Origin of the sequence: Enterobacter sp. CRENT-193, assembly GCF_002787395.1 — a bacterium.
Lineage (GTDB): Bacteria > Pseudomonadota > Gammaproteobacteria > Enterobacterales > Enterobacteriaceae > Enterobacter > Enterobacter hormaechei_C.
Genome location: NZ_CP024812.1, coordinates 3,622,410 through 3,637,199, shown reverse-complemented (window position 1 = coordinate 3,637,199; position 14,790 = coordinate 3,622,410). Strand labels below are relative to the sequence as shown.

Annotated in this window: 16 protein-coding genes; 6 read left to right on the top strand and 10 right to left on the bottom strand. The window is 54.8% G+C overall.

All coding sequences use genetic code 11. The features are described from left to right. Positions 1-15 precede the first annotated feature (15 nt). Positions 16-1,164, bottom strand: a complete 1,149-nt coding sequence (cfa, locus tag CU081_RS18055) for a cyclopropane fatty acyl phospholipid synthase (protein WP_003857641.1) — start codon at positions 1,162-1,164, stop codon at positions 16-18. Between the two features lie 298 nt (positions 1,165-1,462). Beyond that, positions 1,463-2,662: a purine nucleoside transporter PunC gene (gene punC, locus CU081_RS18050; RefSeq protein ID WP_003857639.1), complete on the bottom strand. Its 1,200-nt coding sequence runs from the start codon at positions 2,660-2,662 to the stop codon at positions 1,463-1,465. Positions 2,663-2,774: 112 nt separating this feature from the next. On the opposite strand from punC, the gene punR reads away from it, so the two are divergent. After that, on the top strand, positions 2,775-3,686 hold the full coding sequence (gene punR / locus CU081_RS18045; RefSeq protein ID WP_003857638.1) for a DNA-binding transcriptional activator PunR: 912 nt from the start codon (positions 2,775-2,777) through the stop codon (positions 3,684-3,686). A 17-nt stretch (positions 3,687-3,703) separates the two neighbouring features. Here punR and purR read toward each other — a convergent pair whose 3' ends face one another. Beyond that, on the bottom strand, positions 3,704-4,729 hold the full coding sequence (gene purR / locus CU081_RS18040) for an HTH-type transcriptional repressor PurR (RefSeq protein WP_003857634.1): 1,026 nt from the start codon (positions 4,727-4,729) through the stop codon (positions 3,704-3,706). A gap of 297 nt (positions 4,730-5,026) precedes the next feature. Between purR and cydH the strand changes: the two genes are divergently transcribed. Both cydH and CU081_RS18025 read left to right on the top strand, forming a co-directional pair. Next, the gene (gene cydH / locus CU081_RS18030) at positions 5,027-5,116 is read left to right on the top strand and encodes a cytochrome bd-I oxidase subunit CydH (protein ID WP_003857632.1); all 90 of its coding nucleotides are present in this window, start codon (positions 5,027-5,029) and stop codon (positions 5,114-5,116) included. Positions 5,117-5,277: 161 nt separating this feature from the next. After that, entirely contained in the window at positions 5,278-6,444 is a 1,167-nt protein-coding gene (locus tag CU081_RS18025) for an MFS transporter (RefSeq protein WP_022650939.1), read from the top strand. A 37-nt stretch (positions 6,445-6,481) separates the two neighbouring features. Here the strand turns inward: CU081_RS18025 and sodB are convergent, their stop codons facing one another. Both sodB and CU081_RS18015 read right to left on the bottom strand, forming a co-directional pair. After that, entirely contained in the window at positions 6,482-7,063 is a 582-nt protein-coding gene (gene sodB, locus CU081_RS18020; protein WP_003857629.1) for a superoxide dismutase [Fe], read from the bottom strand. Between the two features lie 122 nt (positions 7,064-7,185). Next, positions 7,186-7,944 carry a C40 family peptidase gene (locus CU081_RS18015; protein ID WP_022650940.1) on the bottom strand — a complete coding sequence of 253 codons (759 nt, stop codon included), beginning with the start codon at positions 7,942-7,944 and terminating at the stop codon, positions 7,186-7,188. 338 nt (positions 7,945-8,282) lie between these two features. Between CU081_RS18015 and grxD the strand changes: the two genes are divergently transcribed. Continuing rightward, positions 8,283-8,630, top strand: coding sequence for a monothiol glutaredoxin 4 (gene grxD / locus CU081_RS18010; RefSeq protein WP_003832760.1), 348 nt, complete (start codon positions 8,283-8,285; stop codon positions 8,628-8,630). A 78-nt stretch (positions 8,631-8,708) separates the two neighbouring features. On the opposite strand, the gene rnt is transcribed toward grxD, so the two are convergent. The 5 genes from rnt to eptA form a co-directional block, all read right to left on the bottom strand. After that, a complete protein-coding gene (gene rnt, locus CU081_RS18005; protein ID WP_003857625.1) occupies positions 8,709-9,368 on the bottom strand; it encodes a ribonuclease T in 660 nt (219 codons plus the stop codon). Positions 9,369-9,464: 96 nt separating this feature from the next. Continuing rightward, positions 9,465-9,872, bottom strand: a complete 408-nt coding sequence (gene gloA / locus CU081_RS18000; RefSeq protein ID WP_003857623.1) for a lactoylglutathione lyase — start codon at positions 9,870-9,872, stop codon at positions 9,465-9,467. A 99-nt stretch (positions 9,873-9,971) separates the two neighbouring features. Then, a complete protein-coding gene (locus tag CU081_RS17995) occupies positions 9,972-11,069 on the bottom strand; it encodes an alkene reductase (protein WP_015570682.1) in 1,098 nt (365 codons plus the stop codon). 53 nt (positions 11,070-11,122) lie between these two features. Further along, a complete protein-coding gene (locus CU081_RS17990) occupies positions 11,123-11,722 on the bottom strand; it encodes a TetR/AcrR family transcriptional regulator (protein ID WP_003857618.1) in 600 nt (199 codons plus the stop codon). A gap of 26 nt (positions 11,723-11,748) precedes the next feature. Further along, positions 11,749-13,389 carry a phosphoethanolamine transferase EptA gene (eptA, locus tag CU081_RS17985; protein WP_032645825.1) on the bottom strand — a complete coding sequence of 547 codons (1,641 nt, stop codon included), beginning with the start codon at positions 13,387-13,389 and terminating at the stop codon, positions 11,749-11,751. A 147-nt stretch (positions 13,390-13,536) separates the two neighbouring features. Between eptA and CU081_RS17980 the strand changes: the two genes are divergently transcribed. Together CU081_RS17980 and CU081_RS17975 are read left to right on the top strand one after the other, a co-directional pair. Then, positions 13,537-13,776, top strand: coding sequence for a DUF1289 domain-containing protein (locus CU081_RS17980; RefSeq protein WP_003857614.1), 240 nt, complete (start codon positions 13,537-13,539; stop codon positions 13,774-13,776). Positions 13,777-13,824: 48 nt separating this feature from the next. Then, a complete protein-coding gene (locus tag CU081_RS17975; RefSeq protein ID WP_003857612.1) occupies positions 13,825-14,721 on the top strand; it encodes an aldo/keto reductase in 897 nt (298 codons plus the stop codon). The last annotated feature ends 69 nt before the right edge of the window (positions 14,722-14,790 follow it).

Sequence of the window (14,790 nt, the reverse complement as noted above, 5' to 3'; positions counted from 1 at the left end):
ACCGGGGTTATTTTTTCAGCGAGCCACCCGCAAGCCGTGCTCAATCCCACGACTAAACACCACCTGCCACAGCTGTATATCCCGCGCACGGAACGCGCCCGCACAGGCATTCAGATAATAGCTAAACATCCGTTTGAATCGTTCCGAATAGTTGTCGGCGATTTCAGGCCATGCAGCCTGGAAACGTTCATGCCAGGCCATCAGAGTCGTGTCGTAATCTGCGCCGAAGTTATGCCAGTCTTCCACAATAAAATGCGGTTCGCTGGCGTTCGCAATCTGGCGAACAGAGGGTAAACAGCCATTCGGGAAGATATATTTGTTGATCCAGGGGTCCACATTGTTATCGGTGCGCTTAGAGCCGATGGTGTGTAGCAGGAAAATTCCGTCAGGCTTCAGGTTACGATCGGCGACCTCAAAGTAGGTCTTGTAGTTCTTCGGCCCCACGTGCTCGAACATACCTACGGAAACAATACGATCGAACTGCTCATTCAGGTCGCGGTAGTCCTGAAGCCGAATATCAACATCCAGTCCCAGACAGCGTTCCTGCGCCATCTTCTGCTGTTCAGCCGAAATCGTGACGCCGACTACGCTGACGCCGTAATTTTTCGCCATAAACCAGGCAAGACCACCCCAGCCACAGCCGATGTCCAACACACGCATACCGGGCTGTAACTGCAATTTATCGCAGATCAGTTGCAGCTTATCCTGCTGCGCCTCTTCCAGGGTCGTCGCTTTTTTCCAGTATCCGCAGGAGTACTGCATTAAAGGATCGAGCATACGGCTGAACAAATCGTTGCCAAGGTCGTAATGCTCTTTACCGACGATCCATGCCCGTTTTTTACTTTGCAGATTGAACAGGCGGGCGGAGGCGATACGTAAGGTATCTTTGAAATGACGAGGGAGCTGTTTTTCAAGACCGGCGCGTAATACGCTGGAGAAGAACATATCCAGCCGCTCACACTCCCACCAGCCGTCCATATAGCTTTCACCCAGCCCTAACGATCCCTCCTGTAACACGCGTTTGAAAAAATCGGGATGCTTTATCTGGGGATCGGAGGGGGATGAGCCATTAATCGTAATGCCCGCACGTCCCAACAGTTCACTGACGATCCGGGACCAGTTATCGTCCGGAACGCTGACTTCTTCTATACACGATGAACTCATAGCTTCTCCATCACCTTGCTGTGATCAGAACCTTAAAACAGCGTAGACGCTTTTTTGGTTTGTGAGAAATCTCACGGTAAATGCCCGCGAGGCTAATATCCGACGTAGAACAGAGGAAGGGAGATAACCCTTGCCGAAATGCCTTCCATGGTAAAACGGGAGCGCTCCGGCTCCCGTTAACACTTAATATTTATCGTATTTAATCGAACCAAATTCAGTATAGGCCGCAAAATTTGGTGATTCAACAGAAAATTGTTAGCTACCTAATCACTGGTTTTTAACATAGTTTCCCGCGCAATCAGGCGTGCGACGTTTCGGTTTGTGCATTGTCATTCTGCTCGCGAAGCGCGGAGGACTGCATGCGATAACCCAATCCCGCCAGCGCAACGGTGATCAGCATCACGCTGGTAGTGGTGAGCAGCGGGGTTGCAATCAACGCAGAGACCACGAGACTTGCCAGGAAGCACAGGCCAAGTTGCAGGGTATTTTGCAGCGCGGCAGCGCGGCCTGTCGCCTGCGGAAATGGACGCAACGCCTGGGCTACAACGATAGGGTAGATGGCCCCGTTAGCGATCGCCATGACGCAGAACGGAATCAAAATTTCTGCAAGCCCGGCGCCGGGAATAAAGCCGACAGCCCAGGTCGCAATCACGCTTAGCGCATACAGCACCAGCAGCCAGGGCAGCATCTGTTGGCCTTCCCATTTTTGCAGCGCGGCGCGACAGCCATAGCCACCCACCAGGAAGGCGATGGTCTGTGGTACATAGCTCAGGCCGATAGCCGCCGGGCTGTAGCCCATGTCATGCAGAATGAACGGCGAACCGGTCAGCCAGGCAAAGAAGCTGGCAGAGCAGGCGGCATAAATCAGCACGTTACCGCGATAGGCTTTCGACCGCAGTAAAGAGGTAAAGGTGATGGGCTTCGCGTCCGGATGCGTCTCTTTTTTATGCGCCGGTTTAAGCCCGAACGCGGGCAGCATCAGGACCAGCGTAATAGCAAAGAGCGTGGCGAAAATGGCCTGCCAGTCGAAATGCGCCAGGATCCAGCTTCCCAGTAACGGGGCAAGCGCCGGCGACAGGCCGACCAGGGGCATAATGGTGGCGAATATACGGTTAGTGCGCGAGGCGGGGTAGTAATCGGTTACCAGCGCCTGCCAGGTCACCGCAGCGGCACAGACACCGACCGCCTGAATAAAGCGCAGCGCCAGCAGCCAGGCGGCATCGCGGACCCACAGCATGCCCAGACAGCCTGCGGCAAAAATCGCCAGCCCCAACAACAGGACGGGTTTACGGCCAAAACGATCCGAGAGCGGCCCCCACAGCAATTGCGCAAAAGCAAAACCGGCGAGGAACAAACTCAAACTGGCGCTGATGGCGGCGGCAGGGGTTTGCAAATCTTCCTGCATCGCGGCGAACGCGGGCAGATACATATCGGTCGCCAAAAAGCCCAGCACGCTTAAGCCGCCGAGCCAGACTAAAAATCCTTTCCTGGGTTGCACTTTTTTTCTCCTGAGGAGGCAGGTGTACGTTGGCGCAGAGTGTAGGGAGTGCAAAGCGGCTTGTGAAACGCTAATATTTGGCGGGTGCATTCAAAAAATTTGCAGGCTAAAGATGTGGTCAGATTATTCCCTTGAAGTGGTTGATGCCGTGGCGCGTAACGGCAGCTTTACCGGCGCCGCCCAGGAGCTGCATCGCGTTCCCTCGGCGATCAGTTACACGGTGCGTCAGCTGGAAGCGTGGCTGGCGGTGCCGCTGTTCGAGCGGCGTCATCGCGACGTGGAGCTCACGCCTGCCGGAGCGTGGTTTTTGAAGGAAGGGCGGTCTGTCATCAAAAAAATGCAGATCACCCGTGAGCAGTGCCAGCAGATCGCCAACGGCTGGCGCGGGCATCTCGCTATCGCGGTGGATAACATTGTTAAGCCGGAGCGGACCCGGCAGATGATCGTCGATTTCTATCGTCATTTTTCCGACGTCGAACTGCGTGTTTCGCAGGAAGTGTTCAACGGCGTCTGGGATGCGCTGGCGGACGGCAGGGCGGAGATGGCGATTGGTGCAACCCAGGCGATCCCGGTTGGTGGGCGCTACGCGTTTCGCGACATGGGCATGCTGAGCTGGACCTGCGTGGTCGCGCGCGATCACCCGCTGGCAGCGCTGGAAGGGCCGCTGAGCGATGACACATTACGCAACTGGCCCTCGCTGGTGCTGGAAGATACCTCCCGCTCGCTGCCCAAGCGCATTACCTGGTTGCTGGATAATCAGCGCCGCGTGGTCGCGCCGGACTGGGAGTCGTCAGCCACCTGTCTGAGCGCGGGGCTGTGCGTTGGCATGGTGCCGGTGCATTTTGCGCGCCCGCGCATCGACGCGGGAGAGTGGGTGGCTCTGACGCTGGAAAACCCCTTCCCGGATGCCGCATGCTGTCTGACGTGGCAGCAAAACGACGTCTCGCCCGCCATGGCCTGGCTGCTGGATTATCTGGGAGACAGCGAAACGCTGAACCGGGAGTGGTTGCGGGAACCAGCATAGCTGGCCCCGGAAAGTGATTAACGACGGTAGTCGCGGAACGGACCGTCCGCAACGGAACGGCGTTCTATCAGGCGCGGGTGAACTTCAATGGACTGGGACTGTTCACGCTTGTTGACGATCCTGTCCAGCAGCATGTTGAAGGCCGTTTCACCCAGCGAATCTTTCGGCTGGTGAATGGTGGTCAGCGCCGGGGTAAAGAAGCGGGCGTTGCGCACGTTGTCATAGCCGATCACCGAGATATCCTGGGGGACGCGCAGGCCGAGTTCATCTGCCGCGCATAGCGCGCCCATCGCCATGATGTCGCCGCCGCAGAACACCGCGGTAGGGCGATGCGGCTGGGAGACGATCTGCTGCATGGCGCGATAGCCTGACTCCGGCTCGAAGTCGCCCTGAACAATCCAGTTTTCCGGCACGGTGATCAGCGCCTCTTCCATCGCTTTCATGAAACCGGCCAGACGGCCAGCACCGGTGTTACGCTCCAGAGGACCCGGGATCACGCCAATTTCACGATGACCGCGTTCTACCAGATAACGCCCCGCCATGTAGCCGCCTTCAAAGGCGTTATCAATAACGGAGTCGGTGAAGTCTGCGCGCGCCTCGCCCCAGTCCATGACTACCATCGGAATGTGGCGATACTCTTCCAACATGGAAAGGACCGACTCAGGGTATTCAGAACACATTACCAGCAGGCCGTCGACGCGCTTTTGCGCCATCATTGACAGGTAAGCGCGCTGTTTTTCAATGTTGTTCCACGCATTGCCCAGAATCAGGGTATAGCCTTTCTGGAAGCAGTTTTTTTCAACGGCTTCGATGATTTCAGCAAAATAGGCCGCTTCACTGCTGGTGGCCAGCAGGCCAATCGATTTGGTGTGATTAACCTTCAGGCTGCGGGCGACGGCACTTGGCGAGTAGTGCAGTTCTTTGATTGCCGCCCAGACGGCATTACGCGTCTCTTCAGCGACGAAACGCGTTTTGTTAATAACATGTGATACGGTTGTAGTGGAAACGTTTGCGCGTTTTGCTACGTCTTTAATTGTTGCCATTAAATGTCACTCCAGACCATATCCTAAGCTCCTGAAAAAATTGAAGGTAAACGTTTGCCTTCTCTCACCCTTATTACGCAAACATGAGTTGCGACACGCCGGGAAAACGACACAGGACGTCAGGAGGGGGTCAGTGGCCGGTACGCTAATAAATTTAGCGTGGAATTTTGTCCTATCTTGATGAAAAGGGGAAGAGGTAAAGTGGATATCCGTTTAAATCCTGGAAGATTTTTGACCTGAACTGTGTAAAAATGAGCAAGCTCACTTTTCGTAGGGTGAATAAAAGGAGAAAAATTGATGAGTACCGATCTGAAGTTTTCGCTGTTTACCACCATTGTTGTTCTTGCTCTGATTGTTGCCGGTGGTTTAACCGCTGCACTGCACTGATTCAGGCGGAGGGAGAACCTTCTCCCTCTCTTGCCGCTATTGTTACCTCTCCGGCAAAAATCTTTTGTCAAAATGTTAACTTCTCATTTTTTGTGATTGATGTCATGCTTTTGACTTCTTAGTTCTGTGCCGGGTTATGGCACGGTATCCGGAGCCTCTTCATGAAAATCAATTTTCCCCTGCTGGCCCTGGCGATTGGCGCCTTTGGGATTGGCACCACTGAATTCTCCCCGATGGGGTTATTGCCTGTTATCGCCCGGGGGGTAGACGTCTCTATCCCTGCGGCCGGTATGTTAATTAGCGCCTACGCGATCGGCGTGATGGTGGGCGCGCCGCTGATGACGCTGCTGCTTTCGCACCGTGCGCGCCGCAACGCGCTGATTTTCCTGATGGCGATTTTCACTCTCGGCAATGTGTTTTCCGCGATTTCGCCCGATTACACCACTCTGATGCTTTCGCGCATTCTTACCAGCCTCAACCATGGCGCCTTCTTCGGACTGGGCTCGGTTGTTGCTGCCAGCGTGGTGCCAAAACATAAGCAGGCCAGCGCGGTAGCCACTATGTTTATGGGCCTCACCATCGCTAATATCGGCGGCGTTCCCGCCGCCACCTGGCTGGGAGAAGCCATCGGCTGGCGTATGTCTTTCCTCGCAACCGCCGGACTGGGCGTGGTCGCGATGGTTGCGCTGTTCTTCTCACTGCCGAAAGGAAGTGCTGGAGAACGTCCGGAAGTACGTAAAGAGCTGGCGGTGCTGATGCGTCCTCAGGTGTTGTCCGCGCTGCTCACCACGGTGCTGGGGGCCGGGGCGGTGTTTACGCTCTACACCTATATCTCCCCGGTGCTGCACGACATAACCCACGCAACGCCACTCTTTGTTACCGCGATGCTGGTGCTGATTGGTGTCGGGTTCTCGATTGGCAACTATCTCGGCGGGAAATTTGCCGACCGCTCCGTGAGTGGGACGCTGAAAGGTTTTTTAACGCTGCTGATTGTCATCATGGTGGCGATTCCGTGGCTGGCGCGTAACGAAGTGGGTGCCGCGATTGCCATGGTGGTGTGGGGCGCCGCAACCTTTGCCGTGGTGCCACCGTTGCAGATGCGCGTAATGCGCGTTGCACACGAAGCGCCGGGGCTCTCTTCATCGGTGAATATCGGTGCGTTTAACCTGGGCAATGCGCTGGGGGCCGCAGCGGGCGGGGCGGTGATCTCCGGTGGTTTGGGTTACAGCTTTGTGCCGGTGATGGGGGCGATCATTGCCGCACTCGGCCTGCTGCTGGTGATAATGTCTGGTCGTAAACAGCCTCAAGCGGTGTGTACGGCGGAATAAACAAAAACGCAGAAGGGCTGCCCCTTCTGCGTGTCTCTTACGCGGCGAAGTTCTTCGCAACAAATTCCCAGTTAACCAGTGCCCAGAAGTGTTCCAGGTAGTTCGGGCGCGCATTACGGTAATCAATGTAATAGGCGTGTTCCCATACGTCCACGGTCATCAGCGGCGTGGCGCTGGTGGTCAGAGGGGTACCCGCATTAGAAGTGGAAACGATAGCCAGTTTGCCATCAGCCTCTTTTACCAGCCAGGTCCAGCCGGAGCCAAAGTTTTTAACGGCTGCGTCAGTAAACTTCGCTTTAAAATCCGCGAAACTGCCGAACGCGGCGTTAATCGCTGCCGCCAGCTCACCGTCAGGTTCTCCGCCTGCATTCGGGGCCAGGCAGTGCCAGTAGAAGGTGTGGTTCCACACCTGTGCGGCGTTGTTGAATACGCCGCCGTCTGAACTGCGCACGATCTCTTCCAGCGTTTTGCCTTCAAAATCGGTGCCCTTGATCAGGTTATTCAGGTTGGTGACATAGGTCTGGTGATGCTTGCCGTAATGGTACTCCAGGGTTTCCGCGGAAATATGCGGGGCCAGGGCGTCTTTTGCATACGGTAGTGCAGGTAATTCGAACGACATTGCTTCTCTCCTTATAGTTTTATACGTTGCCAATAACCCTATAGACAACAAGGACAGAATAGCAAATTGAAAGGGTATGCAAAAGAGGAACTTACCCTGCCACAGAGGCGGCAGGGCAGGGGCTATCGGATGGTTTTTGGCGTCATCACGCGGCGCGCACCCACATAGTGGCGCACCCAATAATCTTCGCTGAGAGAGGTGATCTGAATGTCCTGACCGCTGCGCGGTGACTGGATAAATTTACCGTTACCCACATACACCCCAACGTGATCGGCCGTACCGCGTCCCTGGGTGCGGAAGAACACCAGGTCGCCATTTTGCAGTTCGCCACGGTTTACAGGGGCGGCGTCGCGCAGATGGTACATCTCATTGGCGGTGCGTGGAATGCGAAACTTCACCAGATCTTTATAGGCATAATAAACCAGCCCACTACAGTCAAAACCGGTGCGCGGAGAGGTGCCACCCCAGCGATACGGCTTACCTATTTGCCCCATCAGTTTGTTCATCGCCGTTTTTTGCGCTTTCTGCATACGCGCTTTATGCACGTCAGCCAGCTTCGTCACTTTTGCGCATTTCGTTTTATGGCCTTTGCGGACGGTGCATTTTTCATTCACCAGGCTGGCGGTTGTTCGGGTGGTTTTGTGCGTGCCGGAACGGAGAGTTTTGGTTTTACTGGAGGCGGTCTTTTTGGTCTGAGCGGTGGTTTTCTTCTTTACTGTTTTACTGGTGGTTTTTTTCTTACGTTCTGTGGATTTTGCCAGATGCGTTTTTTGTACAGCAGAATGCCGCGCCTGTTCAGAGGCGTTCGCCGCTGGCGTAAATGAGAGTGTGGTAAACAGTAAAGCACAGAGCGTCATCGAGATTTTAGTTATCCGCGCCACTGGGCAGTCCCCTGATAAATGCAGGCCACAATGCATACCCGCGTGAGATTTACAAAACCTGTCGATTCTAATCCATAAAATCAGAAGAAGTTAATAGCATTTTTCATTCAAAAATTATGTTTCGTTAGCAAGTGCAAAAAAATTCACCATTCTGACGCACTCCTGTTCGCTCCTTAAGCAAAACCGCACCCCGTCTGGCGATAAACGACATTAGCAATGCAACTTTATGCGATAAGCGATAAAATAATTAGACGTGACAAAAATGTTATTTTCCGATGTCGGCCTGACCCGCTACAATGTCAGACTGATGCCGTAACAGAAGTTAAAGGAAGCAAGACATGAGCACCACTATTGAAAAAATTCAGCGCCAGATCGCTGAAAACCCGATTCTCCTGTACATGAAAGGTTCTCCGAAGCTGCCAAGCTGCGGCTTCTCCGCGCAAGCGGTTCAGGCGCTGTCCGCCTGTGGTGAGCGTTTTGCTTACGTTGATATCCTGCAAAACCCGGACATTCGCGCTGAATTGCCAAAATACGCAAACTGGCCGACCTTCCCACAGCTGTGGGTTGATGGTGAACTGGTTGGCGGATGCGATATCCTGATTGAAATGTATCAGCGCGGCGAACTGCAACAGCTGATCAAAGAGACTGCGGCGAAGTATAAAACCGAAGAGCCGGACGCAGAATAAGTTTTCTGCGGCTATAAAAAAGCGACCACATTATGTTGGTCGCTTTTTTTTGTCCTGTGGGGCTGTTGATAACCCAACCTACGATTGAAGATCGGCCTCGTCGCCCATCGGCAGCGGCCAGCCGCCCAGACGTTTCCAGCGGTTGACGATCTCACAGAACAGCTCCGCCGTACGCTCGGTATCGTATAACGCGGAATGCGCCTGGGTACCGTCAAACGCAATACCCGCCGTGATGCAGGCTTTCGAGAGCACGGTTTGCCCCAGCGCCAGGCCGCTCAGCGCGGCGGTGTCGAAGGTCACAAACGGATGGAATGGATTACGCTTCAACGAGGCGCGCTCGGCGGCAGCCATGGTGAAGCTGTGATCGAACGTAGCGTTGTGGGCTACCATGATGGCGCGGCTACAGTCATTCTCTTTCATGCCTTTGCGCACCATTTTGAATATGGCGTGCAGCGCCTCGTATTCGCTTACCGCCCCGCGCAGCGGGTTTGTCGGATCGATACCGTTAAAGGCCAGCGCCTCTGGCTGTAAGTTTGCCCCTTCAAAGGGTTCAACGTGGAAATGCAGCGTGGTGTCCGGTACAAGCCAGCCCTGTTCATCCATCTTCAGCGTGATGGCGGCAATCTCAAGCAGCGCATCGGTTTTAGCGTTAAATCCGGCTGTTTCTACATCAATGACAACGGGATAAAAACCACGAAAACGGTCGCACAGACCGGTAAATTGAGCGTTATCGGACATCAGGGTCTCTTACAAGGGGGAAAAAGCAGTGCGCATTATGGCAAATTTTGAGAGGGGATGCAGCAAAACAACGGGCGCATAGTGCGCCCTGAGGGATCAATTGCCCAGACCGCGACCAGCGTCTTTGGCTTCAATCAGTTCGATTTTATAACCGTCCGGATCTTCCACAAACGCAATGACGGTGGTACCGCCTTTAACCGGACCGGCTTCACGGGTGACGTTACCGCCATTGCTGCGGATACGTTCGCAGGCTTCGGCGGCGTTATCCACTTCCAGCGCGATGTGTCCGTAAGCCGTACCCAGCTCATAGCTGTCTACGCCCCAGTTGTAGGTCAGCTCGATGACCGCTTCATCAGATTCCGGGCCGTAACCGACAAACGCCAGAGAGTATTTATATTCCGGATTTTCGCTGGTGCGCAGCAGCTTCATGCCCAGAACGTTAGTGTAGAAATCGATGGAACGTTGCAGGTCGCCAACGCGCAGCATGGTGTGAAGTAGGCGCATAATTTCCTCATTAACCAGTGGAATGGATTATCTTTTTGAACAGAAACGATGTTTTAGTATAGCGGCGAAAGGTCGCCGCTATCAATGTACAAAGCGGGATTACAGTGAAGGGTAGTCGGTATAACCTTCCGCGCCGCCGCCATAGAAACTTTCAGGGCGCTGCGGGTTCAGTTCGGCTTTCTTCTGCAAACGGGCAACCAGATCCGGGTTAGCAATGTAGTCACGGCCAAAGGCCACGGCGTCGATCAGGCCTTTCCCGATCAGATCTTCAGCTTTCTCTGCCGTATACGCGCCCGCCCCGATAATCACGCCGTGGAAGCGCTCGCGCACTTTCTGGCGGAAGGCTTCACTATAAGGCTTGCCGCCTGCCCAGTCCGGCTCGGACATGTGCAGATAGGCGATACCGCGTTTCGCCAGCTCTTCAATCAGATACAGCGCGTCTGCTTCTTCGTTCGGACCGTTGTCGACGTTCTGGAAAGTACCGATCGGGGAGACACGAATACCAATGCGGTCTGCGCTCCACTCATTACAGACAGCATCCACCACTTCAAGCACCAGACGCGCGCGGTTTTCAACGCTGCCGCCGTACTGGTCGGTACGCTGGTTGGAAGAAGGGGACAGGAACTGATGCAGCAGGTAACCGTGCGCAGAGTGCAGCTCAACCAGGTCGAAGCCCGCTTCACGAGCGTTGGCGACGGCCTGACGGAAATCATTCACAATACCCGGGATCTCGTCCAGCTCCAGCGCGCGTGGCGTGGTGGTGTCAACGCGGATCGCATTACCGTTTTCATCGCGCAGGGAAGTGCGGGTATTGGCGTTCAGGGCAGAAGCAGAAACCGGCGCCTGACCGCCAGGCTGGATGCTGCTGTGTGAGATACGACCGGTGTGCCACAGCTGAACCGCAATACGGCCATCTTCAGCATGAACACCTGCGGTGATTTTTTTCCACGCGGCGATCTGTTCCGGGCTGTGCAGACCCGGCGCACCGGCGTAGCCTTTTGCCTGGGCTGAAATCTGCGTGGCTTCGGAAATAATCAGGCCCGCGCTGGCGCGCTGACGATAATACTCACCCATCAATGGCGTTGGGATATCGCCCGGCTCGATGCTGCGCAGACGGGTGAGTGGGGCCATAAACACGCGGTTTGGGGCAGTAACGGCACCCACTTTCAGTGGGGTAAACAGCTTTTCAGCGGACATAATGGCTCCTGAGTAGACCAGTCGACTAGTAAAAGGGTAAATAAAAACGCCGGCTACACGCCAGGCGCGGTTATACAGTTTTTCACGTGCGCCAGCGCGCTTTCGAGCGGCACGGCGCTGCGAGACATTTTTGCTTGCAGGTTGGCGCCTAACCAGAGGGAATAGAGCACCTGTGCCTGCGTGAGCGGATCGCCGGAGAAGGAGAGCGTTTTTTCATTGCGCCCGCTCTCCAGCGCCTGAGCCAGCAGGGCAATCACGCCGCTGGCCCCTTTATCCATGGCGGTGCGCATATCTTCGGAGAGATCGCACACTTCGGCAGACAGTTTTACCGTCAGGCAGCCGCTGATGATGCCCTGCTGACAGAACTGCGTCAGCGTTTCCTGATAGTAGTTCAGAACACGATCCCGGTAGTCACCTTCACCGCTGGCGAAGTGGGCTGCCAGGCGCTGATGGTAGCTGGCGTAGTGCCGCTCCAGCATGGCAACGCCGAACGCCTCTTTGGAACGAAAATAGTGATAAAACGATCCCTTAGGTACTTCAGCGGTTTTTAACAACTCGCTAAGCCCCATCCCGGTAAACCCGCGATGCATGCAAAGGCGCTCGCCGGTAGCCAGCAAATGTTCTCGTGTATCGTGTTCAGTGTGTCTGCTCATGCCCTTACTCTAATAGACCGTTCGGTCTAATGCAAGCCCGCTTGGCGACGACACTGTGACAGAATATCCAGCTGCGGCTGATAAACCGCTGATTTCACGTCCATCATGCCCAGAACGGTGGCGAATAAATTGTCCTGTGAAACCGCCTCTTTTGCGGCATGGTCACGCAGGCAATCCGTGTTTACGCCGAAGTTTTTCGCATAATCCGGGGAGAGCCAGAACATAAAAGGAATATGCGTTTGCTGCTCCGGGGCCAGCATATACGGCGTACCGTGCAGGTAAATTCCGCTTTCGCCCAGCGATTCACCGTGATCGGAGAGGTAAATGAGCGCCGTGTTCATGTTGGCCTGCCGGGCTTTCAGTGCGTCGATGGTTCGGCTGACGACGCTGTCGGTATACAGAATCGTGTTGTCATAGGTATTGATCAGCGACTGATGATCGCAATCCTGAATTTCATTGGTATCGCAGGTTGGGGTGAACTTGCGGAAGCTGTCCGGGTAGCGTTTGTAATAGGCCGGACCGTGGCTGCCCATCAGGTGAATAACCAGAACCGTATCCTGCTTTATTCCATCCAGCACGTTGTCCAGGCGGTACAGGTTAACGTCGTCGATACAGGATTTGTCCTTACAGAACTGATCCAGTTTCCACTGGGTCATGTCCGTGTGCGGCACGCGGTCGCAGGCGCCTTTACATCCGCCGTCGTTGTCGCGCCACAGCAGGTTGAACCCGGCGTGGTTAAGCACATCAAGCAGACCTTCCTGATGATGGGCGAGGTCCGCGTCATATTTTTTCCGCGTCATGCCGGAGAACATGCAGGGGACGGAAACAGCGGTTTCCGTGCCACAGGAGGAGGCCCGCGGGAAGTTGATGACATCCTGCTTTTTCAGCTCGGGGTTGGTTTCACGCGGGTAACCATTTAACGAGTAGTTTGCAGCGCGGGAGGCTTCGCCCACCACCACAACCAGCACGGTTTTTTTGCGTTGGCTGGCAATCAGCGCGCCTTTATGAGCATCTTCGCCAATGCGGACCAGCGTCTGGTCGCCGGCAAACCAGCGCATTTTGCTGTATTTCACCACGGCGCTCACGTAATTCGCCGGGGTGACCATTTTTACGATGCTTTTGTTATTGCGGAACAGCGAAGCATAGTCTTTATAGAACACTGACGCGACCAGGATGATCACCAGCAGCGCACCCAGCATAGCGGCGAAGCGCGTCAGGAGGGCATACCACCATTTTCCGGTGCGAATGCGCGTCAGGGCTAACACAACAGATGGAACCAGACCCGCTACGACCAGCCACAGGATCATCTGCGGCGTCACCAGGGCTGTCGCTTCCTGAGAATTAGTCTCGAACACGTTCACAATCATGTTCTGATCGATAACCGCGCCATAGGTATACATAAACCAGGTCGCGGCGGCACATCCCAGGGTCAGGACAATCAGGAGCGGCTTACGAATATAGGGGATATTTAACAGGCTGAAGACAATCACCCAGCCGCAGAACAGTACCAGCGGCACGCTGGCAGCAAACAGGACATCGTGCAGATGCGCAGGCGCAATAATTGACCAGCTGCGCTGGATAAACAGTGCATTCAGTACGGTAAAGAAAAATGCACAGCCCAGAGTAAATTTTATATCGTTACAGTGTAACTTTTTTGCGAACCACATGATAAGCAGACCATTCGTTATATCAATGCGGCGAGTATAAGAATGGAAGATTAGCGAAACCTTAATGTCCTGTTTGTGGCAGACATCCTTGCATGCAAGCCATTTAGGGTCTTCACTGTAGGGAATAATGACGTTCTGGAGGTAGGTGTGGCAGAGCAACTGGAATTTTTCCCTGTCCAGAGCCCGTGCCGGGGTATTTGCCAGGTTGATGAACGAGGATACTGTCGTGGCTGCATGCGCACGCGCGATGAACGTTTTAACTGGCAAAATTTCAGCGACGCGCAAAAGCAGGAGGTCTTACGGCTTTGCCGACAGCGTCTGCTGCGTAAAATTCGTGCAAACAAAGCGGTTGAACCCGAAGAACCTCAGCAACCTTCACTGTTTTAGCAGGGTAATTGCGTATACTGGTGACATGACTTCCTTGAGGAAAATGTTATGGTTCAGCGTATTACCCTTGCCCCACAGGGCCCGGAATTCTCCCGATTTGTTATGGGCTACTGGCGCCTCATGGACTGGAATATGTCTCCGGTCCAGCTGGCGGACTTTATAGAAGAGCATCTCGATCTTGGGATCACCACCGTCGATCACGCTGATATTTATGGCGGCTATCAGTGCGAGGCCGCCTTTGGCGAAGCGCTGAAGCGAGCGCCAGCGCTGCGTGAACGTATGGAGATTGTGACCAAATGCGGTATTGCCACCACAGCAAAACCGGAGCATGCGCTTGGACATTACATCACTGACAGCGCGCATATCGTTAAAAGCGCCGAGCAGTCACTGGTCAACCTGGCCACCGATCGTATCGACCTGCTGCTGATCCACCGTCCCGATCCGTTGATGGATGCGGATGAGGTCGCGGAAGCCTTCCTGACGCTGCACCAGAGCGGCAAAGTGCGCCATTTTGGCGTGTCTAACTTCACCCCGGCACAGTTTGCGCTATTGCAGTCTCGCCTGCCGTTTACGCTGGCGACGAATCAGGTGGAGATCTCGCCTGTTCATCAGCCGCTGCTGCTGGATGGCACGCTCGACCAACTGCAACAGCTGCGCATCCGTCCAATGGCATGGTCTTGCCTGGGAGGCGGCCGTCTGTTTAACGATGAGGCATTCCAGCCGCTGCGTAACGAGCTTGAAACGGTGGCGCGCGAACTGAATGCGGAGAGTATCGAGCAGGTGGTTTACGCCTGGATCCTGCGCCTGCCGTCTAAACCGCTGCCAATTATTGGCTCCGGCAAAATTGAGCGTGTCCGCGCTGCGCTTGTAGCTGAGGAGCTGGATATGACGCGTCAGCAGTGGTTCCGCATTCGTAAGGCGGCGCTGGGCTACGACGTACCCTGAGCACGCCTGAACCTGACTTTCCGGTGAAATCTGCGCCTCTGGTATAGACTTAAGGTGCAAAAAATAACC